The following is a 21569-nucleotide window of genomic DNA, read 5'->3' on the forward strand; positions in this document are numbered from 1 at the left end:
GTTCACGACCCCGGGCGCACACGACCAGCGCGCCCACGCGACAGTCGTCGTGGGTGCGGAGCAGCGGGAACGCCGGTCCACCGGACCCCGGACAAGCCGAGGGCCGCCCCGCCGACGAACGGCGAGGCGGCCCTGGCCACCACTGGGCGGAGGTTAGCGACCGGTGGCCGCGCGCTCCCGCCCGTCGTCGACGTTGACCTCGTCGAACGGGGGTGCGCCGTCGACCGCGTCCGCGGCCACCGCCGCCGACTTGACGCTGTCCGGCAGGTCGATGCTCGTGCGCAGCGTGACCGGCTTGAGCGCCAGCGCGGCGATGACACCGACCACGGCGATGACCGCGGAGATGAGGAAGATGTGCCCCGTGGCGTCGCCGTAGGCGGCCCGGACGATGTTCTGGATCGCGTCGGGCAGCGCGCCGATGTTCAGGTTGCTGGTCTCACCCGTGCCGGAGGTGGGGACGCCGGCGGCGGCCAGGTCGTGGGTGATCTGGTCGGTGACCCGGCGGGCCAGGACGGCGCCGAGCACCGAGACACCGATGGTGCCGCCGAGCGACCGGAAGAACGCCACGCTGGAGCTCGCGGCACCGATGTCCTTGAGCGAGACGGTGTTCTGCACCGCGAGGACGAGGTTCTGCATGGTCATACCGACGCCCACGCCGACGAGGAACATGGCCGCGCCGAGCAGGTACAACGACGTCTCGTGGTCGATCATGCCGAGCAGCGCGAAGCCGATGACCAGGACGATCGCGCCGAACACGATGTACGGCTTGATCCGTCCGCTCTTGGTGATCAGCCGTCCGGCGACGATCGAGGAGATCAGCACGCCACCCATCATCGGAATGGTGAGCAGGCCGGCCTCGGTCGGCGTGTAGCCGCGCCCGATCTGGAAGTACTGGCCGAGGAAGACCGAACCGCCGAACATGGCCATGCCGACCGCGAGGCTGCCGAGGATGGCCAGCGCGGTGGTGCGCTCGCGGATGATCGCCAGCGGGACGACCGGTTCGGCGGCCCGCTTCTCGACCACCATCGCCAGGGCGAGCAGGACGACCGAGCCGCCGACCATCGCGCCGGTCTGCCAGGAGACCCAGGCGAACGAGCTGTCGACGAACGAGATCCAGATGAGCAGCACGCTGACGCCGGCGGCGATCAGCGCCGAGCCGAGGTAGTCGATCTTGACGTTCTCCCGGCGCACGACGGGCAGCTTCAGCGTGGCTTGGAGCAGGACGAGCGCGATGATGGCGACGGGCACGCCGACGAAGAAGCACCACCGCCAGCCGAGCCAGGAGGTGTCGACGATGAGGCCGCCGAGCAGCGGGCCGCCGACCGTGGCGAGGGCCATCACACCACCGAGGTAGCCGTTGTAGCGGCCCCGCTCGCGAGGCGGGATCATCGCGGCGATCGCCACCTGGACGAGGGCTTGCAGGCCGCCGACCCCGATGCCCTGGAAGGCGCGGGCGGCGATGAGCTGGCCGGCGCTCTGCGAGAAACCGGCGACGATCGAGCCCAGCAGGAAGACGACGATGGCGAGCTGGATCAGGAGCTTCTTGCTGAACAGGTCGGCGAGCTTGCCCCAGATCGGGGTGGTCGCGGTCGCCGTCAGCAGGGTGGCGGTGACCACCCAGGTGTACTGGTTCTGCGAGCCGTTCAGCGCGCCAATGATCTTGGGCAGCGCCGTCGAGACGACCGTACTGCTCAGCAGCGCGACGAAGAGCACCAGCAGCAGACCGCTGAGTGCTTCGAGCGTCCGCCGGTGCGTCATCGGCTCGGCGCCGGCCGTTGTGGTGGGTGCGCTCATCGCGCGGCCTCCAGGTTTTCGTGATTTTCGAGGGCGACCTCTAGGTCGCGGGTGAATCGGCGCAGCCCGGCGCTGAGCGCGGCGACCTCGTCCGCGGTCCAGCCGGCGAGGGCCCGGTCGAGCAGTCGGGCGTACCAGTCGTGGGTGTCGGTCAGGGCGGTCCGGCCGTCGGGGGTGAGTGCCAGGACCTGTGCTCGCCGGTCGACCGGGTCTGGACGCCGCTCGACCAGACCGTGCGAGACGAGGGTGGCCACGGCACGGCTCACGGTCGACGGATCGAGCCGGGCCCGCAGCGCCAACTCCCGGGCATGACAACCGTCGGCGAGCCCGTCGAGCTGCGACAGGATACCGACCAGCCCCAGGGGGATGATTGGCCGCTCCTCGGCCCGGCGCTGCTTGATCAGCCGGACACCTCGGAGGAGGCCCTGGAGCCGGTGCACGAGTTCACGAGCGTCAGTACTCATGATTCCTCCCAACCGGCAGATGGTTGCCCTACGCAAGCATCTACAAACCTTGCCCAACAGGCAAGTTTGCCGCCTGAGAACTGCGTCACGTACGGTCAATGCCATGGACGAGACCCCTGGGCTGCGGGAACGCAAGAAGGCAGCCACCCGACTCGCCCTGCACGAGGCCGCGCTACGGCTCGCCATCGAGCAGGGAGTGGACGGCGTGACCGTCGAGGCCATCGCCGACACCGCGAACGTCTCCCGCCGGACCTTCTCGAACTACTTCTCCGGCAAGGAGGAGGCGATCTTCCACGGCGACACCATGCGACTGCGTCGGATGTTGGAGCTGATCCGGGAACAGCCGACCGACGAGCAGCCCTGGACGGTGCTCACCCGGGCGGCGTTGCGGCTCACCGAGGAGACCTACCTCGGCAACATGGAGTGGCTGATCCGGCGCCGGCAGCTGCGGGGGCACCCGAGCCTGGCCTCGCACCAGGTCGCGGCGTACACGGTGGTCGAGCGGGAGCTGGCCGCGGAGCTGGCGGACCGGCTCAGCGGCGACGACGTGGGACTGCGGGCCCGCGTCCTCGCGGCGGTCTTCCTGACCACCATGCGGGTCGCCGTTCAGGACTCCACCGAGCATCCGGATCGACCGCTGCTCGACGTCGTCAACGCCGCGCTCGCGGCCGCCGCGCCGGCCTGAGGCCTGTTTCATCAGACCGTGCCCGGCTGCGCCGGCCTGGAGCACCGCGCCGGCGGCGGACGACCGGCGGTCGGCCACGACGACGGACGAGCCGGGTCGGCACCCGGTCAGCGTCGCCAGACCGGCGGCGAGCGCCACTCGACCAGGGCCAGCGCGACCCACGCCACGGCGATGACCAGGACGGCGACCAGTGGTGGAAATCCGCCCAGGCCGATCACCAGGGCGGCGACCGCCAGCCCGACCTGGGCGAACGCGACCTGCCGGGTCACCCGCACGTCGAACCCGCGGTAGACGATGATGCAGCCCAGCAGCAGCGTCAACTGGCTGCCGCCGAGCAGCGGACCGGCCACCCCGTGGTCGCCGTGCACCCCCTCCCGCGCGGCCACCTCCACGGCGACGCCGGAGGCCACGATCGAGCCGTACACCAGCAGGTGACCGTAGGCGTAGAGGTAGCTGCGCACCACCAGCGCCCGGCCACCGCGAAGCGCCCGGTTGCCCGCCTCCTGGTCGAAGGTCGACGCGAAGTACACCCACCAGATCCCGCAGGCGATCACGAAGCCGCCGACGCCGACCGCCACGGCCGTCGGCTGCCACCCGGTCTCGCCGATCCCGTTGGCGACCGCGAGCACCGCCTCACCGAGGACGACGATGGTGAACAGTCCGAACCGCTCCGGCATGTGTGACCGCTGGACCGGTGCCCGACCCGCCCAGGTGTACGCCAACGGCCCGGCCACCGCGGCGTTCAAGGCGAGCCCCACGCCCCAGAGCGCGTAGCGGCCCGGAGACGGCACCAGCAGGGACGAGAACCACAGCACCGCATCGAGCAGGAATCCTGCGGCATTCCACCAGCAGAACTCCCGCGCCCGCTTCCGGCGCCACCCGACGACTCCGTACATGCCCGCGAGGAGGGCGAGCAGCAGCCCGTACGCCAGCGAGTACGGGGCCGAGTCGTCGGCCACCCCGCCGTCGAGCGTCGCGGCCAGCGCGAGCACTCCCAGCATCGCCACGAGCTGCACGAACCGGCTCGGCGGACGGTCGTCGTCGAAGAGATCCGCGAAGTACGAGAAGCTGAACCACAGCCACCAGATGGTCGTGATCAGGCCGGCGAAGACCAGCACCCCGTGGGCCGAGTGCTCCTCGTTGAGCAGCGCGCCGAGCTGGAACACGGCGACGACGAAGACCAGGTCGAAGAAGAGTTCCAGCCAACTCGAGCGTCGCGCCTCGGTGACCCCAACGGCCTCGGGAAGCCCACCGGTCCGTCCTGTCACCTCAGCAGACTAACTGCCGCTTATGCCCGTAAAATCGGTTTCTGTCTCGCCCGCCTCGTCGCGGCCGAACCCGCGGGCGTGACCATCAGCCTGGCCTATACCCACCATTCCGATCGGCGATGGCCGACCCGAAATCGGCCGACCCGGAGCCCGGTTGTGTCGGTTCGTTGGTCCAGTGGCGCCACGGCGTGCGGCGAGCCGATCAGGCCGAGCGTGCGGTGGCACCGAAACGTGAACTGCATTTTGGAGCGAAGTCATGGGAATGTTGGACGGCAAGGTCGCGCTGGTCACCGGCGGCACCTCCGGGATCGGCCGGGAGAGTGTTCTCCTGTTCGCCAGGGAAGGTGCCAAGGTGGCCTTCACCGGCCGACGTCCGGACGCCGGCCGGGAGGTGGCCGAGGAGGTCACGAAGCTGGGCGGCGAGGCCCTGTTCATCGAGGCGGACGCCACCCACTTCGAGGGTGCCGCGGACGTCGTACGGCAGGTCGTGGACCGTTTCGGCCGGCTCGACGCGGCGTTCAACAACGCCGGCACGGCCAACGTCGGTCCGCTGACCGAGCTGGACGAGCAGTTCTGGGACAACCTCATGGACGGCAACCTGAAGGGCGTCTTCTTCTACCTGCAGGCCGAGGCCGCACAGATGAAGCGGCAGGGCGGCACCGGTTCGATCGTGTTGAACGGCTCGGTCTTCGCCGAGCTGGGCACGTGGGGCATCTCGGCGTACAGCGCCAGCAAGGGCGGCGTCGCCGCGCTGGCCCGCGCGGCCGCCGTGGAGCTCGGCCCCGACCAGATCCGGGTGAACACCGTCAACCCGACGGTGATCCGGACGCCGCTGACGGCCGGCGGCATCACCACCACCGACGAGGGTTCGGAGCACCACCCGCACGGCGAGCGGATCCCGCTCGGCCGCATCGGCGAGCCGGAGGAGGTGGCCCAGGTGGCTCTCTTCCTCCTGTCCGACCGGGCCTCCTTCGTCACCGGGCAGTCGATCATGGTCGACGGCGGACAGAGCGTGAACTGACGCTCGTCCGGTAACGGCACGACGTGACGCCGGGGAAGTGGCGGCCTCCCACAACGGTGCGGGCGGCTACTTCCCCGGCGTCGTACGGCGGCGCGCGCGAGCGACCAGAGCCACGGCGATGAGCAGCACCCCCAACGCGCCGGCCGCCATGGCCACGCCGGAGACGACACCGATGTCGCGGTCGGCTCCGTCCGCGGACCGTTCGGCAGGCGTCGCGCCGGTCGGCTCCGCCGTCCGGGCCGGCGAACCGGACGGCGCAGGTGCCGTCAGCGGGTAGCGCAGGACCGTCGGCCGCGTCCCCGGCTGGCCGGCGCTCTCGGAGACGGTGAGCAGCGAGCGCCCGTCGGGGCTGTAGCTGATCGACTCGCCCTGCGGCTCGTCCGGCAGCGGCGTGGCGCGGGGGGTGCCACCGGTCAACGCCGCGATCACGTCGCCGTCGGCGACGTCGAACTCGAAGGCGTCGGCGTACGTGCGCAGCGCCACCCTGCGTCCGTCCGGCGCGGTGGCCGCACCCGTGATGACCGAACGACCCAGCAGGCCGTACGGGTTGGTGGTCGTCGAGGCGGGCAGCTTCACCTGCCCCACCTTCGCCAGCGGAACGGTCGCGCCGGGCCGCAGGGCGGCGGTCGGGGCGTACAGGTTGGCGGAGAACTTGGTGACGACGACCGGACGGCCGTCCCCGGTCACCAGCATGGCCTCGGCGTCGTGCGGGCCGTCCGGGTACCTCATCCGGTGCAGCACGGGCCGATCGGCGCCCGGCGCCAGCTTCCACACCGCGACCGTCTCCCGGGAGCGGTCGTTGTCGCCGACGTCCGCCACCCAGACCGTCCCGTCGGCGCCGACGGCCAGATCCTCGGTGTCGAGCGGCCGCGTCGGGTACGGCACCGCACGCACGACCGCGCAGTCCCGGTCGAGGAAGAAGATCCTTCGGCGCGCCTCGTTCTCCGCGCCGTCGTTGATCATCACGAAGCCGTCGTCCGTGGCGACCATCCCGGAGAGCTCGGTCAGCCGGGAGTCCCGGACCGCACAGGCCGCCTCGCCCGGGGCGGCCGCCAGCGCCTGCCCCGGCAACGCCACCACGGCCAGCAGCAGGAGAACGCCCAGCACCGCGCTTCGCCGCTTCCCGACTCCGTCCACTACCCGCATCCCCGCAATCTTTCCACCGCGGGCGGGTCCGCGTCGGCAGCGACTGCGCGTTGCCGTCCCGTCGGGTTCACGACGCGGCAGCGGACCGGACGCCGGTGGTCCGGCCGGGACGACATCGGACACGCCGGTGCCGGCCACCCGTGGGTGGCCGGCACCGGTGATCGGATCAGGCGGCGTTGAGTGACGCGGCCAGGGCGTCGGCGAACGCGGTGTCCGCCGGGGCACCGCTCACGCCGATGCGCCAGGTCCCGCCGGCGAGATCCCCGACGGGCAACGACCGGCCGCCCGGCTGCCACAGGGGCTGCCACGCGATGGAACCGCCCGCGCGGTTGAACCAGCGGTTGTCCTCGCTCCAGGCCGATCCGGCCCGGTAGGCGGCCACCAGGGTGGTCGACTCATCGGTGGCGAGCGTCCACGGGGAGAAGCCCGCGGCGTCGCCGTCGCGGTCCGCGCCCGCGGGGTCCCCGAGCCGGGGCAGGCTGGAGTCCAGGTTCCACGCGGCCTCCCAGACCGGGGCCGTGGTCGGGCCCGTCACGTGCCACCGGAAGCCCACGTCCACGGTGCTCGGCGCGAACCGGAACCGCCAGTCGACGGTCACCGGCTCGTCACCGAGCGGGATGCCGGTGAGATTCAGGTCGGTGCCGTCGGCCGACACGGTCACGCCCGCCGCCGCACCCGCCGTGTCGGTCGGCCCGAAGGTTCCGACCGCGAGGTACGGCGCCGTGGAGCGGAACGACGAGTCCGTCACCGTCCGGTACTCGCCGCGCCCGGCCGGGTCGGCGGCGTACGAGACCAACCGCGCCTGCGGTGCGGTCTGCACGACCGCCCGGTAGTACGGCGTGCTGACGACCTGCCCCTTCGTCACCACCGGAGTACGCCAGTCGAGCGGCGCGAGCCAGAGGCCGCCCTGCCCCCAGCCGGCGCCGGTGACGTACCACTGGCCGCCGCCCGTGTCGTCCTTGACCACCTCGGCGGCGTGCGCGTTGATCCGGCCGACCAACTGGTCGACGGTGAAGTGCAACGGGTCCGAGCTGCGGTAGACCCGGGTGTCCTGGTAGCCGCTCTCGCAGCAGACGAAGAGGTACCAGGAACCACCCTGGCGCACCACGAACGGCGACTCGGTCGGCCCACCGAAGGTGCCGGTGGCCGGGTGCTCGAAGGCCGTCTGCCGGTCACTCCAGTGCAGGAGATCCCGGCTCGTGCGGTAGGCGACGATGTGGTGACCACCGGCGGGGGTGCTGTTGGCCGTGTAGTACATCACCCACTGGTCGCCGACCCGGGTGACCATCGGATCCCGCCCGTCGAAGCCGTCGGTGAAGAGCGGGTTCGCCGAGCTCCGGGTCCAGTGCGTCAGGTCCTTGGAGGTGGCCAGGTGCATCCGGTACGCCTCATGATCCGGGGTGCCGCCGGCATAGAACATGTAGTAGGTGCCACCGTGGAACAGCACGTACGGGGCCCAGATGTGGGTCTCCCCCGCGCTCGGGTCGGCCTCCAGGGCGAACGGCTGCTTCGTCCAGGGGCCGCGCGGCGACGGCGCCGTGGCGTGCCCGAAGAACTTCTCGTCCAGCGGGTTGGCCGGCTCGGCGTGCGTGATCGCGAAGACGTGCCACAGGCCCGTCGTGCGGTCCCGCACCATGGTGTGGTCGTTGTAGTACCAGGGCTCGTTCTCGCCGACGCTCGGGTCGTAGACGTTCACGAACTCACCGGCGGTCACCTCGGTGGACCGGTTCTCGTACGGCTGGTTGTCGACTCCGGCGGGGCCGGCGGCGCGGGCCGGGACCGGGGCCACGACCAGCCCCACGGCGAGGGCGAGCAGCGCCGAGATCCGGCCGGCACGGGAAGGTGGGCGGGGCATCGCATTCCTCCACACGGATGGATGGGCGTTCCGGGGGTGCGGTGGGAGCGGGTGGGTCCGCCGCCGCGACCGGCGGCGGACCCACCCCGGGCGCTACTGCTTGCCGCCGAGCTCGGTGTAGACCTGGGCGGCGTTCTCCTTGGTGATCTGCGTCGTGCCGAGCGTGGTCGTCTTCGGCACGTCCTTCTGGCAGTCGACGAGGATCTTCTTGGCCATGTCGATCGCCTCGCGCCCACCGGTCGGGTACTGGAACGTCGCCTGCAACCGGCCCTGCTCGACGGCCTTGATGCCGCCGGACGGCACGGGCAGGGCGTCGATCCCGGTGAACTTGATGGCGCTCTCCTTGCCGGCCGCCTTCGCCGCCAGGTACGCGCCCTCCGCCATCGGGTCGTTGTGCGAGTAGACCGCGTCGATGTCGGGGTGGGCCTTGAGCATCGCGTCCATGACGCTCTGCCCCTTCTCCCGCAGCCACTCGGCCGTCTGGGTGGCCACGATCTCGATCTTCGGGTTGCCGGCGATGCCCTCCCGGAAGCCCTGGGCACGCTCGGCCGCCGGGGTGGAGCCGGGCAGGCCGGAGATCTCCACGACCTTGCCGCCCTGCGGCAGGAGCGTCTTCGCGTAGTACTCGCCCGCGGCCTTACCGATGGCCACGTTGTCACCGCCGATGAACGCGGTGTACGCGTCGCCCTCGACCTTGCGGTCCAGCACGATCACCGGGATCCCCTGGTCGTACGCCTTCTTGACCACCGCGGTGAGCGGCTTCGCCTCGTTGGGCGAGATGATCAGCAGGTTGATGCCCTGGGAGATGAAGTTCTCCACGTCGGCGACCTGCTTGCTGTTGTCCTGGGCGGCGTCCGAGACGACCACCTTGAAGCCGGGCACGTCCTTCGCCGCGTTGGTGATGTCGTCGTTCATGACCTGCCGGTACGGCTCGGCGTTGTTCGCCTGCGACATGCCGATCAGGAAGTCCTTGCCGCTGCCGCACTGGGCCGCGGCGTCCGTGCCGCCGTTGCCGTCGCCGGCCTTCTCGACGCTGCAGGCCGTGGTGGTGGCGAGGACGGTCAGCGCGAGGACGGCGACCGCTCTTCGGGCGTAGCGCATTGTTACCTCCGGTTGGTGGTGGGGGTCAGGAGATGCGGGGGCGGAGCTTCTGCAGCGCGGCGGCGGCCACGATGACCAGTCCCTTGACGACCAGCTGCACGTTCGCGTCGATGTTGTTCAAGGCGAGGATGTTGTTGAGGATCCCGAGCAGCAGCGCACCGGCGATGGTGCCGCCCATGGATCCACTGCCACCGGCGAGGCTCGTCCCGCCGATGACCACGGCCGCGATCGCGTCGAGCTCGTAGCCGGAGCCGTCGTTCGGGCTGCCCTGGTTGAGCTGCCCGGCGTGGATGATCCCGGCCAGCGCGGCGAGCAGGCCGGAGATGGCGAACACGGCGATCCGCACCCGGCGTACGGGGACGCCGGAGAGGCGGGCCGCCTTCTCGTTGCCGCCGATGGCGTACACGTGGCGGGCGAAGGCGGTGGTGCGCAGCAGCAGGAGCGCGCCGATCCCGATGGCGATGAACAGCACGGCCGGCACCGGCAGCACACCGTTGATCGACCCGCTCAGCAGCGAGAACGCCTCCGGGGCCTCCTGTGGCCCGTCCCCGTACGCGATCGGGATGCCGAGCCCGCCGGACCACATCCGGGCGATGCCCCGGGCCGCTTGGAGCCCGGCGAGCGTGACGATGAACGACTGGATGCCGATGCGGGCGACGATCGCCCCCTGGGTGGCGCCGAAGGCGGTGCCGATCAACAGCACGATCAGCACCGTCGGGAGGATGCCCAGTCCACTGTCGACCATGAGGGTGGCCGAGCCGACCGCGGCGAGGCCGAGCACCGCGCCGACGGAGAGGTCGATGCCCCCGATCAGGATGACGAACGTCATGCCGACCGCGATGATGCCGATCTCCGAGACCGCCCGGACGATGTTGGCCAGGTTGCCGGAGCTGAGGAAGATGTTCTCGCCGTTGCGGACGGGCGACACCGCGATCGCGATCAGGAAGACGGCGACCAGGCCGAACAGACTCTGGAACCGGAAGAAGTTGTCGACGAGCGCGTGCCGGTCCCTCGGCAGCCGCAGCGACGGCCGGCGGGGTGGCGGTGTCTCGGCCGGCGCTTCCTCGACGGCGGTGGGGTTGGGCGGGTTCATCGGGTCTCCTTGGCATCGTCGCCGTTGGCCGCGGCGAGGATCGCTTGTTGGGTGGCGGACGCCCGGGGCAGGGTGGCGACGGTGCGGCCGCGGTGCAGGACGACCACCCGGTCACAGAGGCTGAGCAGCTCCGGCAGCTCGGACGAGGCGAGCAGGATCGCCATGCCGGTGTCGGCCAGTCGGTGCAGCAGCCGGTAGATCTCCGCCTTGGCCCCGATGTCGACGCCTCTGGTCGGCTCGTCGAGCAGGAGCAGCCGCGGCCGGGTGAGCAGTTGCTTGGCGAAGACGATCTTCTGCTGGTTGCCGCCGGAGAGCGTGGCGGCGGCGACGGCCGGCGAGGCCGCCTTCACCGCGAGGGCGGTGAGCTGCTCGGCAACGGTCCGCCGCACTGCCTGGCGGCGTACCACACCGAGGGTCGTCAGTGACGACAGCGCGGAGAGCACGACATTCTCCGCCACCGAGTGCTCCAGCATCAGTCCCGCGCCCCGCCGGTCCTCGGGCACGAACGCGACCCCGCGGGCGAGCGCGGCCCGGGGGCCGTGCGGGTGGTACGGGCGGCCGTCTATCGCCACCTCGCCGGTGCGTCGGCCGGAGCCGCCCGCGCCGAAGAGCGTCTCGAGCAGCTCGGTGCGGCCGGCGCCCATCAGCCCGGCGAGGCCGACGATCTCCCCGGAGCGCACGGTGAGGTCCACTCCGGCCGGCTCGGTCCGGCCCGGGGTCGGCCGGCGCGGCGTCACGGCGAAGCCGCGTACGTCGAGCAGCACCTCCCCCGGCTCGTTGCGGCCCTCGCCGAACAACGCGTCGACCGACCGTCCGACCATCAGCTGGATGATCTCGTCGCGGGAGGCGGTCTTCGGGTCGACGGTGCCGGCCAGCCTGCCGTTGCGCAGCACGGTCGCCCGGTCCGCGATGACCTCGAGCTCCGCCATCCGGTGGGAGATGTAGACGATGCCGACGCCGGCGCGGCGCAGCCCCGCGATCGTCTCGAAGAGCCGCTCGACCTCCGCGTCCGCGAGCGCCGCGGTCGGCTCGTCCATGATCAGCACCCGGGCGTCGAGCGACAGCGCCCGCCCGATCTCGACCAGCTGCTGCTCGCCGACGCGTAGTGACCCCACGAGGCGGCGGGGGTCCAGGTCGGCGCCGAGGGTGCGCAGGTGGTCCGCCGCCTGCCGGCGCATCCGCCTGATGTCGACGGCGCCCAGCCGCGTACGTGGCTCTCGCCCCAGGAACATGTTCTCCGCGATGGAGAGGCCGGCCACGAGATCCAGTTCCTGGTGGATCGTGGCGATTCCGGCGCGCTGGGCGTCGACCGGTCCGGCGAAGCTCACCGGCCGGCCGTCGACCTCGATGGTGCCGTCGTAGTCAGTGATGACCCCGGACAGGATGTTGATCAAGGTCGACTTGCCGGCGCCGTTCTCGCCGAGCAGCGCGTGCACCTCACCGGCGCTGATGGTGAGGTCGATGTCGCGGCAGGCCTGGACACCGCCGAACCGCTTGCCGATGCCGGTCATCCGGACCAGCGGTCGTTCTGTCATACGGCACCTCGTGGGTCGTCTGCGGGATCTGCTGCGGTGGAGCCGGAGCCGCCGGGCCCGCGCGACGCGGACCCGGCGACTCCGCCGACGGTCACGACGAGGTCAGCTGCGCCTCGACGTAGTCGAGTCCGGCGAGGTATCCGGTCGACGCGGCGGCCTTACCGGTCACCGTGAGGGTGAGCGTGTGCCGACCTGCCGTCAGGTCCCGCTGGCCGTAGTCGATCGGGTCGCTGACCACCACCTCGGGCGAGTGGTACGCGTCGAACGCCGCACCGACCTGCGTCCCGTCGATCGCCACCGTGTTGATGCCGTAGTCCCGGGCCAGCGTCTGCACCAGGCGCAGCTGGTACGTGCCGGTCGTCGGGACCGTGAACGCCACGGTGACGCTCCGGTTCGGCGCGTCCGGCCGGAACCACAGCTGAGCGCTCTGCGACCAGTGCACGCCGCAGCAGTCGCCCTGCACCTCGGCCGGCCCCTCGGCGGTCACCGCCGGCAGCGTCGACTCGCCCTCGATGCGCAGGGTGTCGCCGGTGCGGGCCGAGTCGGTGGTCGAGTACGGCCCGGCGTTGCCCGCCGCGTCGACCGCGCGCACCCGGTAGTACCAGGTCTCGTGCAGGCCCAGCCCGCGGTGTTCGAAGCTGGGCCGGGTCGTGGTGCCGATCCGGTTGTCCGGTCCGGGCTCGAAGCCCGCCTCGCGGGAGGCGAAGACCTCGTAGCCCGGCGCGTACACGTCGTCCGCCGCCTGCTGCCAGGTCAACGTCACGGCGTTGGTGATGCCGCTGGTGGCGGTGAGTTCCTCGACCGCGCCCGGCCGGGTGTGGTCGGTGAACGGGTCGACCAGGCTGAGCGCCGCGTACCGGGCCGCGGACCACGCCGGCGCGTTCTCGGTGGGGGTCAGGGTGACCGTCACCTTCGACTTGCCGGCGGTGAGTGCGGCCGGCAGGCGGTACTCGTCGTCGAGCCAGCGGTGGGACTTGTTGGCCAGCGGCTGGGACCAGACGCCCGCATCCCGCCCGTCGACCCGGACGGCCACCGACTGGTACCCGGCGGACTGGTCGGCGAGCCGGCGCAGGACCGCGCCGGTGTTGTCGGGGTCGAGGGACACCCGGAACTGGATCGGCGTGGTGGAGGCACGGGTGTCGTCGGTGACCGGGCGAGGCGTACCGTCGTCGCCCTCGAAGGTCGCGGTGAGCGCCGCCGGCGTGCCGCCGCCGGCGTACCCGTGGGCGGACTCGCTCGCCGCGTCGCCGACGTCGACGGTGTCCGTCCACCGCTGTCCGACGGTGTCCTGGCCGTACCAGTACGCGGTGGAGCCGTACCGGGCCGGATCCTGGTCGCCCGGGCCGTGCTCGATGCCGAACCGCAGGCCGGTCGAGAACGACACCGACTCGGCCAGCATGAGCCGGAACGCGCCGGTGCAGTCGTACTGGCAGCCGTAGTCGGCGATCTCGTGGGCCGGGTTACCGTTCATGGGCGCGGAGAACGTGCCGTGGTTGAAGTACCAGCCGCTCTCGTAGAAGTCCTCGGTACCGGTGCCGTGGATGCTCGGGCTCTGCGCGCCGTCCACGTAGACCCGCTCGTCGCCCTCCAGGTAGTTGCGCTGGTTGCCGGCGGGGATGTGCCCCTCCATCGTCTGCGTGACGCCCACGAACTTCCCGCGCCCGGCGACGTCGAGGAAGAGGTGGTCGGCGCCGGGGACGGTGTCGGCGCTCGTCGCCGTGGCCCGGAAGTAGCCGGCGTCGCCGGTGGGGCGCAGTCCGGCCGCCCACTTGGCCGACCGGGCGGTGGTCACCGTGGCGGTCGACGACTCGATCGGCTCGGTCGAGCCGTTGCGCAGCTCGACGGTGTAGCGCGACCGGTAGGGCATCGGCCACCAGGCCGAGAGGGTGGCGGTCTCCGGGTCGACGCCGAACATCAGCGACCGGACCTCGTGCAGCCCGAGGCCGGTGCCGAAGAACTCGCCGAGCGGCGCGTCGACGGTGGTCTTCCCGTCGAACGTGATCCGCAGCCGGGTCTGGCGCAGCACCGCGTCGGAGGCGGCGACGGCCGCCTTGCGCTCGGCGTCCGCCGGGTAGGACAGGGTGTTGCTGCCCTGCCAGCTCTGCGCGGTGATCTTGTAGTCGTGTGCGGTCTCGACGTCGGCGTGGGCCGGGCCGAGGTCCACCGTGTCGGTGCGCTGGGGCGTGCCCGACACGACGCTGTCGACCCAGTAGGTGAACTCGTTGATGTCCAGGTCGGACGAGACGAACTCGTTGCCGATGGTGATCTTCGACTTGCCGGCCGTGGCGCTCGCGGGCAGCTCGACGGTCTGGTCCCGCCAGGTGCCGAAGGGCACCGGCTCGTTGGCCGGCCACTCGCCGACCGCCACCCCGTCGACCAGGATCCGCGCCCGCTGGTTACCGACGTGCGGGTCGAACCGGCGGGTGAGCCGTACGCCGGTGTTGGCCGGGTCGACGGCGACGGTGAACTGGCTGCCGCCGCCGGCGCCGAAGGCACGGCCGTCGTCGGCGATCGGCTGGGGCGCCCCGACGAGCTGCGGGATCCGCAGCGTGAGGCCGGTGACCGCGCCGGGACCGTTGCCGCTGGCGAGCGTCGCGCGGCCGCCGGCCGGCACCGAGAACTCATGCTCGACCGTCTTCGCGCCCGGCTCCGCACGCTTCGGATCGCGGGTACCGGCCGCCTTGAGCTGTTCGATGACGTCGAGGGCCCGGTCGGCCGGGTCGAAGGTGCGTACCCCCTCGGCGCTGGTGAACTTGCGGTAGGAGACGTGGTAGAAGATCGGGTTCTTCTCGGTGGTGACCACCATCGAACTGCGGTACGTCATCGGCGCCTTGATGTAGACGCCTCCGGAGCTCTGCGCGGCGTTCGCGACGACGGGATAGACGAAGGGTGCACCGAGCTTGCCGTCCACGACGTCCTGGATGTTCGCGTCGAGCACGGTGCGGCCGTCGAGGACGACCTTGATCTTGCCGGTGGCGGAGACGTTGCCCTCGTCCCGGGTGAACCAGATCGAGTCGATCTCGCCGGCGCCGGCGGCCTCGGCGATGACGCAGCCCTCCCCCGTGGTACGCAGGCAGGAGTACTGGCCAGAGAATCCGTCGTCGTTGCCGCCGCTGCGGTCGAAGCTGGAGAACTGGTAGGCGCGGGCCCCGTCGGTGAGGTTCGGGAGCCGGTCGAGCTGCCGGTAGACGTCCCAGCCGACGGGTCCGTCGGGGGCCGGGCCGGGCGCGGCCGCGGCCGGTCCGGCGAGACCGACGACGGCGGAGCCGGCGATGAGGGTCGCCGCAGCGGCGGCGCGGAGCAGCCGCCGGGCAGGGGTTCGTGGTGTGCGGGTGGTGGGTGTCATGAGTCGCCTTCCACATCGGTGGGTAGGGCGGTCCTGGGTGCGGTAGACAAGGAATCGATTTCTCACCGCAGTTGCGATCAGGTTAAGCAGCCTCCGGGCGACGGTCAATCCTCATCGGTCAAATACCAGGTCGACGGACCCCCGGCGTTGACAGCCATGCCGGTCGCTTCTATGGTCCTCGATCAGAACTGAGCAAACGATTTCTCCGTTCGCGAGCACACGTCGCAGCTCCGCGGCAGGCTGGGAGGTCCCCCGTGCCCCGACTCGTCGTCCTCACTGGATTTCTCGGTGCCGGCAAGACCACCACAATGCTGACTGCCGGGCGCCTGCTCGGCCGGCGCGGCCACCACGTCGCTGTCATCACGAACGACCAGGGCGGCGACCTGGTCGACACCCGGCTGGCCGAGGCGGTGGTACCCGACGTCGGTGAGGTGACCGGAGGATGCTTCTGCTGCCGTTTCGATGACCTCGCCGACCTCGTGACGGAGCTGCTCGACGGTGATCGGGCGGACACCATTCTGACCGAGGCCGTCGGCAGCTGCACCGACCTCCAAGCGACCGTTATCAGACCTTTGCGGGCCCGCTACCACGAGCGGCTCACGATCGCCCCCTTGACGACCGTCGTCGACCCGGCACGCCTCGACACCCTCACCGGGGACCTCGGCTACCTCTTCGACCGTCAACTCGCCGAGGCCGACGTCATCGCGGTCAACAAGGCGGACACCCTGTCGCGGGCGGAACTCGACGCGCTGCTCGACCGGATCCACGGGCGGCACCCCACCGCCGGCGTCCTGGCGTACAGCGCGAGTACCGGGGCGAACGTCGAGGAACTCGTCTCGCGCTGGACCGGCAGCCGGCCGAGCAGCCCCGCCGTCGACCTGGACGTGGACTACGACCGGTACGCCGCCGCGGAGGCCCAACTGGGCTGGCTCAACCAGACCTGGCAGGTCTCCGCCGCCGACGGGTTTCCCGCCCGACGATGGGCGCACGTCGCGCTCGACTCGCTCTCCGCGGCCTGCGCGCGGCGGGGCCACATCATCGGTCACGCCAAGCTTGCCGTCCAGTCGCCCGCCGGACTGATCCGGATGAGCGTCGTTGCCGCGGGTGAACCCCCGCGCCACGAACCCACCGGTTCCGAGGATCCGTCGGTGGCGCACGCCACCGTCCTCTTCAACATCCGCGCCGCCTGCCCACCCCGGGACCTCGAGTCGCTGCTCCGCGCCGCCGCACTCGACGCCGACGTGACCGTAGGAGCCGCCGCCCGGCCGGGCCCGGCCCGCGCGTTCGCCCCCTCCTATCCCCGACCCGTCCACCGCCTTCCCGCCGCCTCCGCATGACGACGTCAGGAGCCACACATGGCTGACCAGCCGTACGACGAGTGCTGTCCCGACAACTCCTGCAGCCCGAACCGCCGCCGTTTCCTCACCCTCTCGCTCGGCGCCGCCGTCGGCACCGTACTGGCCGGCAGCCGAGCGGAAGCCGCAGTCGCCCTGGGCGTCGCCGAGGAGCAGCTGATCGGCGTACCGCTCGACAAGGCGCTGCCTGAGGGTTGGTCCGCCGACCTGCACCGCCGCGGCGAACCCACCAGCTACGAGGGCTCAGACCTTCGGTGGCTCGGTATGCCGGTTGGCGGGGGTGCCGCGGGCCAGTTGTATCTCGGCGGCGACGGAAGGCTCTGGTACTGGGACATCCTCAACCGCCCCGCGGCCGGCACCACCGACTCCGGGTACGCGAACCCGCGACAGCCCAGCTCGCCCATCCGGCACGGGTTCGCACTCCGGACCCGGTCACGGGGGCACGTCCAGACCCGCCCGCTGGACGCCACCGGCTTCGGCCAGGTGCGCTTCACCGGGCAGTACCCGATCGGCCGGGTGCGCTATCGCGACGAGGACGCCCCGGTCGAGGTGACCCTGGAGGCGTTCTCCCCGTTCGTGCCGCTGTCAGTGACCGACTCGACCCTGCCGGCGACCGTCCTGGTGTACACGTTGCAGAACACGTCCGACAGCCCGGTGGACGCCACTCTGCTGGGCTACCTGGAGAATCCGGCGTGTCTCGATGCCCGGACCCAACGCGCGATCACCCTGCGGTCGGCGGCGATCGGCGGCGGATCCCTGCGCGGCGTCCAGTTCTCGGCCACCGAACCGGAGGCGACGGACGGCCGGCCCGACATCCTCTTCGAGGACTGGGAGCGGGACGACTACGACGGCTGGACCGTCGACGGCACCGCGTTCGGCGTCGGCCCCGTGCTGGTCTCCGAGGTGCCCGGCTACATGAAGCAGGGCGGGCCGCTCAACGTCACCGGGCAGAGATTCGTCACCTCGCACGACTTCCGCGGCGCCGACGGCGACATAGGCCGGGCCGACAGCCCGACCGGCCGGCTCACCAGTGCCCCCTTCACCATCGATCGACGGTCGATCCGGCTGTCCGTCGGCGGCGGCGACCACACGGGTCAGACGTGCGTGAATGTGCTGGTCGACGGCGTCGTGGTGGCCACGACGACCGGCCGCGACGCCGAGTCGATGCACACCGTGTTCCTGGACGTCACCGCTCACCAGGGAAAGACCGGCGTCATCGAGATCGTCGACGCCCACGACGGGGCATGGGGTCACATCAACTGCGACCGGATCGTGTTCACCGACACCGCGCCACGCCCGGACGTCGTGTTCGAGGACTGGGAGCGGGACGACTACGAGGGCTGGACCGTCGAGGGCACCGCGTTCGGCGCCGGCCCTGTGCCGGTCGCCGAGGTGCCGGACTACATGAAGCGATTCGGCGACCTCGGGGCCACCGGACAGCGGTTCGTGACGTCCCACGACTTCCGTGGCACCGACGGTGACACCGTCCGGGCCGACGCCGCGACCGGCAAGCTCACCAGCCGACCGTTCACGGTCGAACGCCGGTACGTCAACGTCGCCGTGGGCGGTGGCAGCCACCGTGGTCAGACGTGCGTGAACCTGCTGATCGACGGAACGGTGGTGGCGAGCGCCGCCGGACGCGACGTGGAACCGATGAGCCCGACGACGTTGAACGTATCCGCCTACCAGGGCCGCACCGCGGTCATCGAGATCGTGGACACGGACACCGGCGGCTGGGGCCACGTCAACGTCGACCGCATCGTGTTCACCGACGTGTCGAGCGACAGCCGACCGCTGGACCAGGTGCCGGACAACGGCACGTTGGTGCTCGCCGCGCTGGACGCACGGGCGCAGGTACGGCCGTCGCTGGCCCGGTGGGCCGACCCGGACCAGGTGTTCGACGGGGAGGACGGTCCGACGCAGGTGGACGGCTCCCTCGCCGGCCAGGCCGGGTCGGTGGCCGTACCCGTCCGGCTGGCGCCGGGTCAGCGGCGGACCGTCCGATTCGTGCTGGGCTGGCACTTCGGGGTGCCCGACCGGGTCTCGCTCGGTTTCCTGCACGGCTCGGACACCCTGCGGCGGCAGTACGCGACCCGCTTCGCCGATGCCCGCGCCGTGGTGGAGCACGTCGCCGGCAACCTCGACCGGCTGGAGGGCGACACTCGGACCTGGGTCAAGACCTGGTACACCGATGCCACCCTGCCGCACTGGTTGCTGGAACGCACCCTCGCTCCCGCGTCCACGCTCGCCACGAGCACCTGTTACCTCTTCGACGACGGACGGTTCTACGGCTGGGAGGGGGTGTACTGCTGCCCGGGCACCTGCGAGCACGTGTGGAACTACGCCCAATCGATCGCCCGGCTCTTTCCCCAGCTGGAGCGCGACACCCGAAGCAGGGTGGACCTCGGCATCGGGTTCCATCCCGACACCGGCCAGATCGGCAACCGCGCGGAGGCCGACATGGGCTGGGCGACCGACGGGCAGTGCGGCACGATCCTCCGCTGCTACCGGGAACACCTGACCGCGCCGGACGACACGTTCCTGCGGACGAACTGGCCGCGCCTGCGGCGCGCCCTGGAATGGGTCATGGAGCATGACGCCGGACCCGACGGCACGCTCGACGGCGCGCAGCCGAACACTCTCGACACCGTCTGGTACGGCGAGATCGCCTGGATCACCGGCATGTACGTGGCGGCGCTGCTGGCCGGCGCGGCCATGGCCGAGGAGATCGGCCAGAACGAGTTCGCCACCCGGTGCCGGGCCCTGGCCGAGTCGGGCAGCCGGCACCTGTCCACCGAACTGTTCAACGGCGAATACTTCATCCAGAAGACGGACCCGGCGCACGCCGACGTGATCAACAGCAATCGCGGCTGCCACATCGACCAACTCGTCGGGCAGAGCCTCGCCGGTCAGCTCGGGTTGCCGCGGGTGGTGTCGAAGGAGCAGGCGGTCAGCGCCCTGAGCAGCCTGTACCGGTACAACTTCACCCCCGACCAGGTCGCCTACCGCGAAGGCAGCGCGATCCCCGGCGGTCGTTGGTTCGCCATGGACCACGAGTGGGGGATGTTGATGACCAGTTGGCCGCACGGTGGCGACGACACCGCGGCGGGGAACCCGGCGAGCTGGGCCGCGATGTACTTCAACGAGGTGTGGACCGGGCAGGAGTACCAGGTCGCAGCGCACATGCTCCAGGAGGGCCTGGTCGAGGAGGGGCTGACGCTCACCCGGGCGGTGCACGAGCGGTACGCGGCCGGGAAACGCAACCCGTACAACGAGATCGAATGCGGCGACCACTACGCGCGGGCGATGGCCAGCCACGGCGTCTACCTCGCGGCGTGCGGCTTCGAGTACCACGGGCCCCGGGGCCACATCGGCTTCGCACCACGGATGAGCCCGGAGCGATTCGCCGCGGCGTTCACCGCCGCCGAAGGATGGGGACTCTTCCGACAGGAGCGGCATGGCCGGCACCTCGCCGGCACGATCGAGGTCCGATACGGCCGTCTCCGGGTGAGCAGCGTCGCACTGGCGGCGCCGCACCATCCGGCCAAGGTGACCGTGCGCCTGGGCAACCGTGCGCTGCCGATCGGTGACTGGTCGTACCGGGACGGGCGTATTCTCGTTACCTTGAGCTCCGAGGTCGTGGTGGGCCGGGGTGACGCCCTGCAGGTCACAGCCAATGGTTGACCGTGGCGGGCCCCGGCACCGGCCGGAAGGCCGTGACGATTCCGTCATTACCCACCCGTAGGATGCCGGGTCCCGTCACCGCAGCGGGCCGGGTGCCCGCGTGAGAGTTCACATCATCGTAGGAGTCGACCGGATGGAGGCGAATGGCGACGATCTATGACGTGGCACGGCAGGCTCAGGTCTCGCCCGCGACGGTGTCGCGGGTGCTGAACGGACGTACCACGGTCGATCCAGCCATGGCTGCGCGGGTGCACCAGGCGATGCGGGACCTCGACTACCGTCCCAACGCCGTCGCCCGTAACCTGCGTCTGAGCCAGACCAGCCTCTGGGCGGTCATCATTTCCGACATCGGGAACCCGTTCTTCACCTCGATGGTGCGCGGGGTGGAGGACGTCGCGCAGGGCACCGGCTACTCGGTCGTCCTGTGCAACAGCGACGAGGACCCGGAGAAGGAGTCCCGGTACATCGCCGCCGCCCTGGCCGAGCGGATGGCCGGTGTCATCATCTCCACGTCGGGCCGGTCGACCGCCATCAACCGGCTGGTCGAGGCGCGCATCCCGGTCGTCGCGATCGACCGCCAGCTGCGCGGCGTCACCATCGACACGGTGCTCGTCGACAACCTGCAGGGGGCGGAGATGGCCACCACCCACCTGCTCGACAACGGCTACCAGCGGGTCGCCTGCATCACCGGCCCGCGCCGCATCTCCACCGCCGCCCAGCGGCTCCGCGGTTACCAGCGCGCCCTCCGGGCAGCCGGCCACGAGGCGAGCGACAGCCTGGTGCGGTACGCGGACTTCCGCGAGGAGGGCGGTTACCGGGCCATGGCCTCGCTGCTCGACAGCGACAACCCACCCGACAGCGTCTTCGCGACCAACAACCTGATGACCGTCGGCGCCGTCGAGTGCCTCGTCGACCGCGGGGTGCAGGTGCCGGCGGCGTTCGGTGTGATCGGGTTCGACGACATTCCCTGGGCCCACCTGGTCAGACCCTCGCTGAGCACCGTCTCCCAGCCGACGTACGACCTCGGCCGGGCGGCCGCGGTGCTGCTCACGGAACGGATCGCCAACCCGACCCGACCGCCGTCGACCGTCACCCTCAGCACGGGCCTCCAGGTGCGGGAGAGTTCCACCCGCCCGCGCTGACCGGGACGGCGACGCGTTCGCCGCTTGGCCCTGCCGCAGTTGCGGCGTGCCGTCGGCTGAAGGGCGGGCAGCCTGCCCCC

Annotated in this window: 14 protein-coding genes; 5 read left to right on the forward strand and 9 right to left on the reverse strand. The window is 71.1% G+C overall.

Annotated features, from left to right (window positions below; genetic code table 11):
• Positions 1–153: 153 nt before the first annotated feature.
• Entirely contained in the window at positions 154–1794 is a 1641-nt protein-coding gene (locus AB0F98_RS00975; protein ID WP_357726655.1) for an MDR family MFS transporter, read from the reverse strand.
• A complete protein-coding gene (locus tag AB0F98_RS00980; RefSeq protein ID WP_357726658.1) occupies positions 1791–2258 on the reverse strand; it encodes a MarR family transcriptional regulator in 468 nt (155 codons plus the stop codon). Before AB0F98_RS00980 ends, AB0F98_RS00975 begins: the two co-directional genes overlap by 4 nt.
• A gap of 103 nt (positions 2259–2361) precedes the next feature.
• Here AB0F98_RS00980 and AB0F98_RS00985 point away from each other — a divergent pair, with 103 nt between their 5' ends.
• Complete coding sequence (locus AB0F98_RS00985) at positions 2362–2943, forward strand: helix-turn-helix domain-containing protein (RefSeq protein ID WP_357726661.1); 582 nt, start codon at positions 2362–2364, stop codon at positions 2941–2943.
• A gap of 107 nt (positions 2944–3050) precedes the next feature.
• Here AB0F98_RS00985 and AB0F98_RS00990 read toward each other — a convergent pair whose 3' ends face one another.
• On the reverse strand, positions 3051–4211 hold the full coding sequence (locus AB0F98_RS00990) for a low temperature requirement protein A (protein ID WP_357726665.1): 1161 nt from the start codon (positions 4209–4211) through the stop codon (positions 3051–3053).
• A 256-nt stretch (positions 4212–4467) separates the two neighbouring features.
• Between AB0F98_RS00990 and AB0F98_RS00995 the strand changes: the two genes are divergently transcribed.
• Complete coding sequence (locus tag AB0F98_RS00995; RefSeq protein WP_357726668.1) at positions 4468–5232, forward strand: SDR family oxidoreductase; 765 nt, start codon at positions 4468–4470, stop codon at positions 5230–5232.
• 66 nt (positions 5233–5298) lie between these two features.
• On the opposite strand, the gene AB0F98_RS01000 is transcribed toward AB0F98_RS00995, so the two are convergent.
• From AB0F98_RS01000 to AB0F98_RS01025, 6 genes are all read right to left on the reverse strand, one after another.
• Positions 5299–6378 (reverse strand): hypothetical protein, encoded by a 1080-nt coding sequence (locus AB0F98_RS01000; protein ID WP_357726671.1) that lies wholly within the window; start codon positions 6376–6378, stop codon positions 5299–5301.
• A gap of 166 nt (positions 6379–6544) precedes the next feature.
• Positions 6545–8233 (reverse strand): family 43 glycosylhydrolase, encoded by a 1689-nt coding sequence (locus AB0F98_RS01005; protein ID WP_357726674.1) that lies wholly within the window; start codon positions 8231–8233, stop codon positions 6545–6547.
• 93 nt (positions 8234–8326) lie between these two features.
• Positions 8327–9334, reverse strand: a complete 1008-nt coding sequence (locus tag AB0F98_RS01010; RefSeq protein WP_357726677.1) for a substrate-binding domain-containing protein — start codon at positions 9332–9334, stop codon at positions 8327–8329.
• A gap of 25 nt (positions 9335–9359) precedes the next feature.
• Positions 9360–10427, reverse strand: coding sequence for an ABC transporter permease (locus AB0F98_RS01015; RefSeq protein WP_084752536.1), 1068 nt, complete (start codon positions 10425–10427; stop codon positions 9360–9362).
• Positions 10424–11962, reverse strand: a complete 1539-nt coding sequence (locus AB0F98_RS01020) for a sugar ABC transporter ATP-binding protein (protein ID WP_357726681.1) — start codon at positions 11960–11962, stop codon at positions 10424–10426. The genes AB0F98_RS01015 and AB0F98_RS01020 overlap by 4 nt, the downstream gene beginning before the upstream one ends.
• Before the next feature lie 91 nt (positions 11963–12053).
• Complete coding sequence (locus AB0F98_RS01025; protein ID WP_357726684.1) at positions 12054–15308, reverse strand: DUF2961 domain-containing protein; 3255 nt, start codon at positions 15306–15308, stop codon at positions 12054–12056.
• A gap of 254 nt (positions 15309–15562) precedes the next feature.
• Between AB0F98_RS01025 and AB0F98_RS01030 the strand changes: the two genes are divergently transcribed.
• The 3 genes from AB0F98_RS01030 to AB0F98_RS01040 all read left to right on the forward strand — a co-directional run bounded on the left by AB0F98_RS01030 (position 15563) and on the right by AB0F98_RS01040 (position 21489).
• The gene (locus tag AB0F98_RS01030; RefSeq protein WP_357726687.1) at positions 15563–16645 is read left to right on the forward strand and encodes a GTP-binding protein; all 1083 of its coding nucleotides are present in this window, start codon (positions 15563–15565) and stop codon (positions 16643–16645) included.
• 18 nt (positions 16646–16663) lie between these two features.
• Positions 16664–20347, forward strand: a complete 3684-nt coding sequence (locus tag AB0F98_RS01035; protein ID WP_357726691.1) for a GH116 family glycosyl hydrolase — start codon at positions 16664–16666, stop codon at positions 20345–20347.
• 143 nt (positions 20348–20490) lie between these two features.
• Positions 20491–21489: a LacI family DNA-binding transcriptional regulator gene (locus AB0F98_RS01040; RefSeq protein ID WP_357726694.1), complete on the forward strand. Its 999-nt coding sequence runs from the start codon at positions 20491–20493 to the stop codon at positions 21487–21489.
• Positions 21490–21569 lie beyond the last annotated feature (80 nt).

The organism is Micromonospora sp. NPDC023737, from assembly GCF_040639715.1.
Classification (GTDB): Bacteria; Actinomycetota; Actinomycetes; order Mycobacteriales; family Micromonosporaceae; genus Micromonospora.

What these genes read in the sequence shown, in the direction of transcription:
- AB0F98_RS00975 (WP_357726655.1), bottom strand. Translation starts at nt 1,794, where the DNA reads ATGAGCGCACCCACCACAACGGCCGGCGCCGAGCCGATGACGCACCGG.
- AB0F98_RS00980 (WP_357726658.1), bottom strand. Translation starts at nt 2,258, where the DNA reads ATGAGTACTGACGCTCGTGAACTCGTGCACCGGCTCCAGGGCCTCCTC.
- AB0F98_RS00985 (WP_357726661.1), top strand. Translation starts at nt 2,362, where the DNA reads ATGGACGAGACCCCTGGGCTGCGGGAACGCAAGAAGGCAGCCACCCGA.
- AB0F98_RS00995 (WP_357726668.1), top strand. Translation starts at nt 4,468, where the DNA reads ATGGGAATGTTGGACGGCAAGGTCGCGCTGGTCACCGGCGGCACCTCC.
- AB0F98_RS01000 (WP_357726671.1), bottom strand. Translation starts at nt 6,378, where the DNA reads ATGCGGGTAGTGGACGGAGTCGGGAAGCGGCGAAGCGCGGTGCTGGGC.
- AB0F98_RS01005 (WP_357726674.1), bottom strand. Translation starts at nt 8,233, where the DNA reads ATGCCCCGCCCACCTTCCCGTGCCGGCCGGATCTCGGCGCTGCTCGCC.
- AB0F98_RS01010 (WP_357726677.1), bottom strand. Translation starts at nt 9,334, where the DNA reads ATGCGCTACGCCCGAAGAGCGGTCGCCGTCCTCGCGCTGACCGTCCTC.
- AB0F98_RS01015 (WP_084752536.1), bottom strand. Translation starts at nt 10,427, where the DNA reads ATGAACCCGCCCAACCCCACCGCCGTCGAGGAAGCGCCGGCCGAGACA.
- AB0F98_RS01020 (WP_357726681.1), bottom strand. Translation starts at nt 11,962, where the DNA reads ATGACAGAACGACCGCTGGTCCGGATGACCGGCATCGGCAAGCGGTTC.
- AB0F98_RS01025 (WP_357726684.1), bottom strand. Translation starts at nt 15,308, where the DNA reads ATGACACCCACCACCCGCACACCACGAACCCCTGCCCGGCGGCTGCTC.
- AB0F98_RS01035 (WP_357726691.1), top strand. Translation starts at nt 16,664, where the DNA reads ATGGCTGACCAGCCGTACGACGAGTGCTGTCCCGACAACTCCTGCAGC.
- AB0F98_RS01040 (WP_357726694.1), top strand. Translation starts at nt 20,491, where the DNA reads ATGGCGACGATCTATGACGTGGCACGGCAGGCTCAGGTCTCGCCCGCG.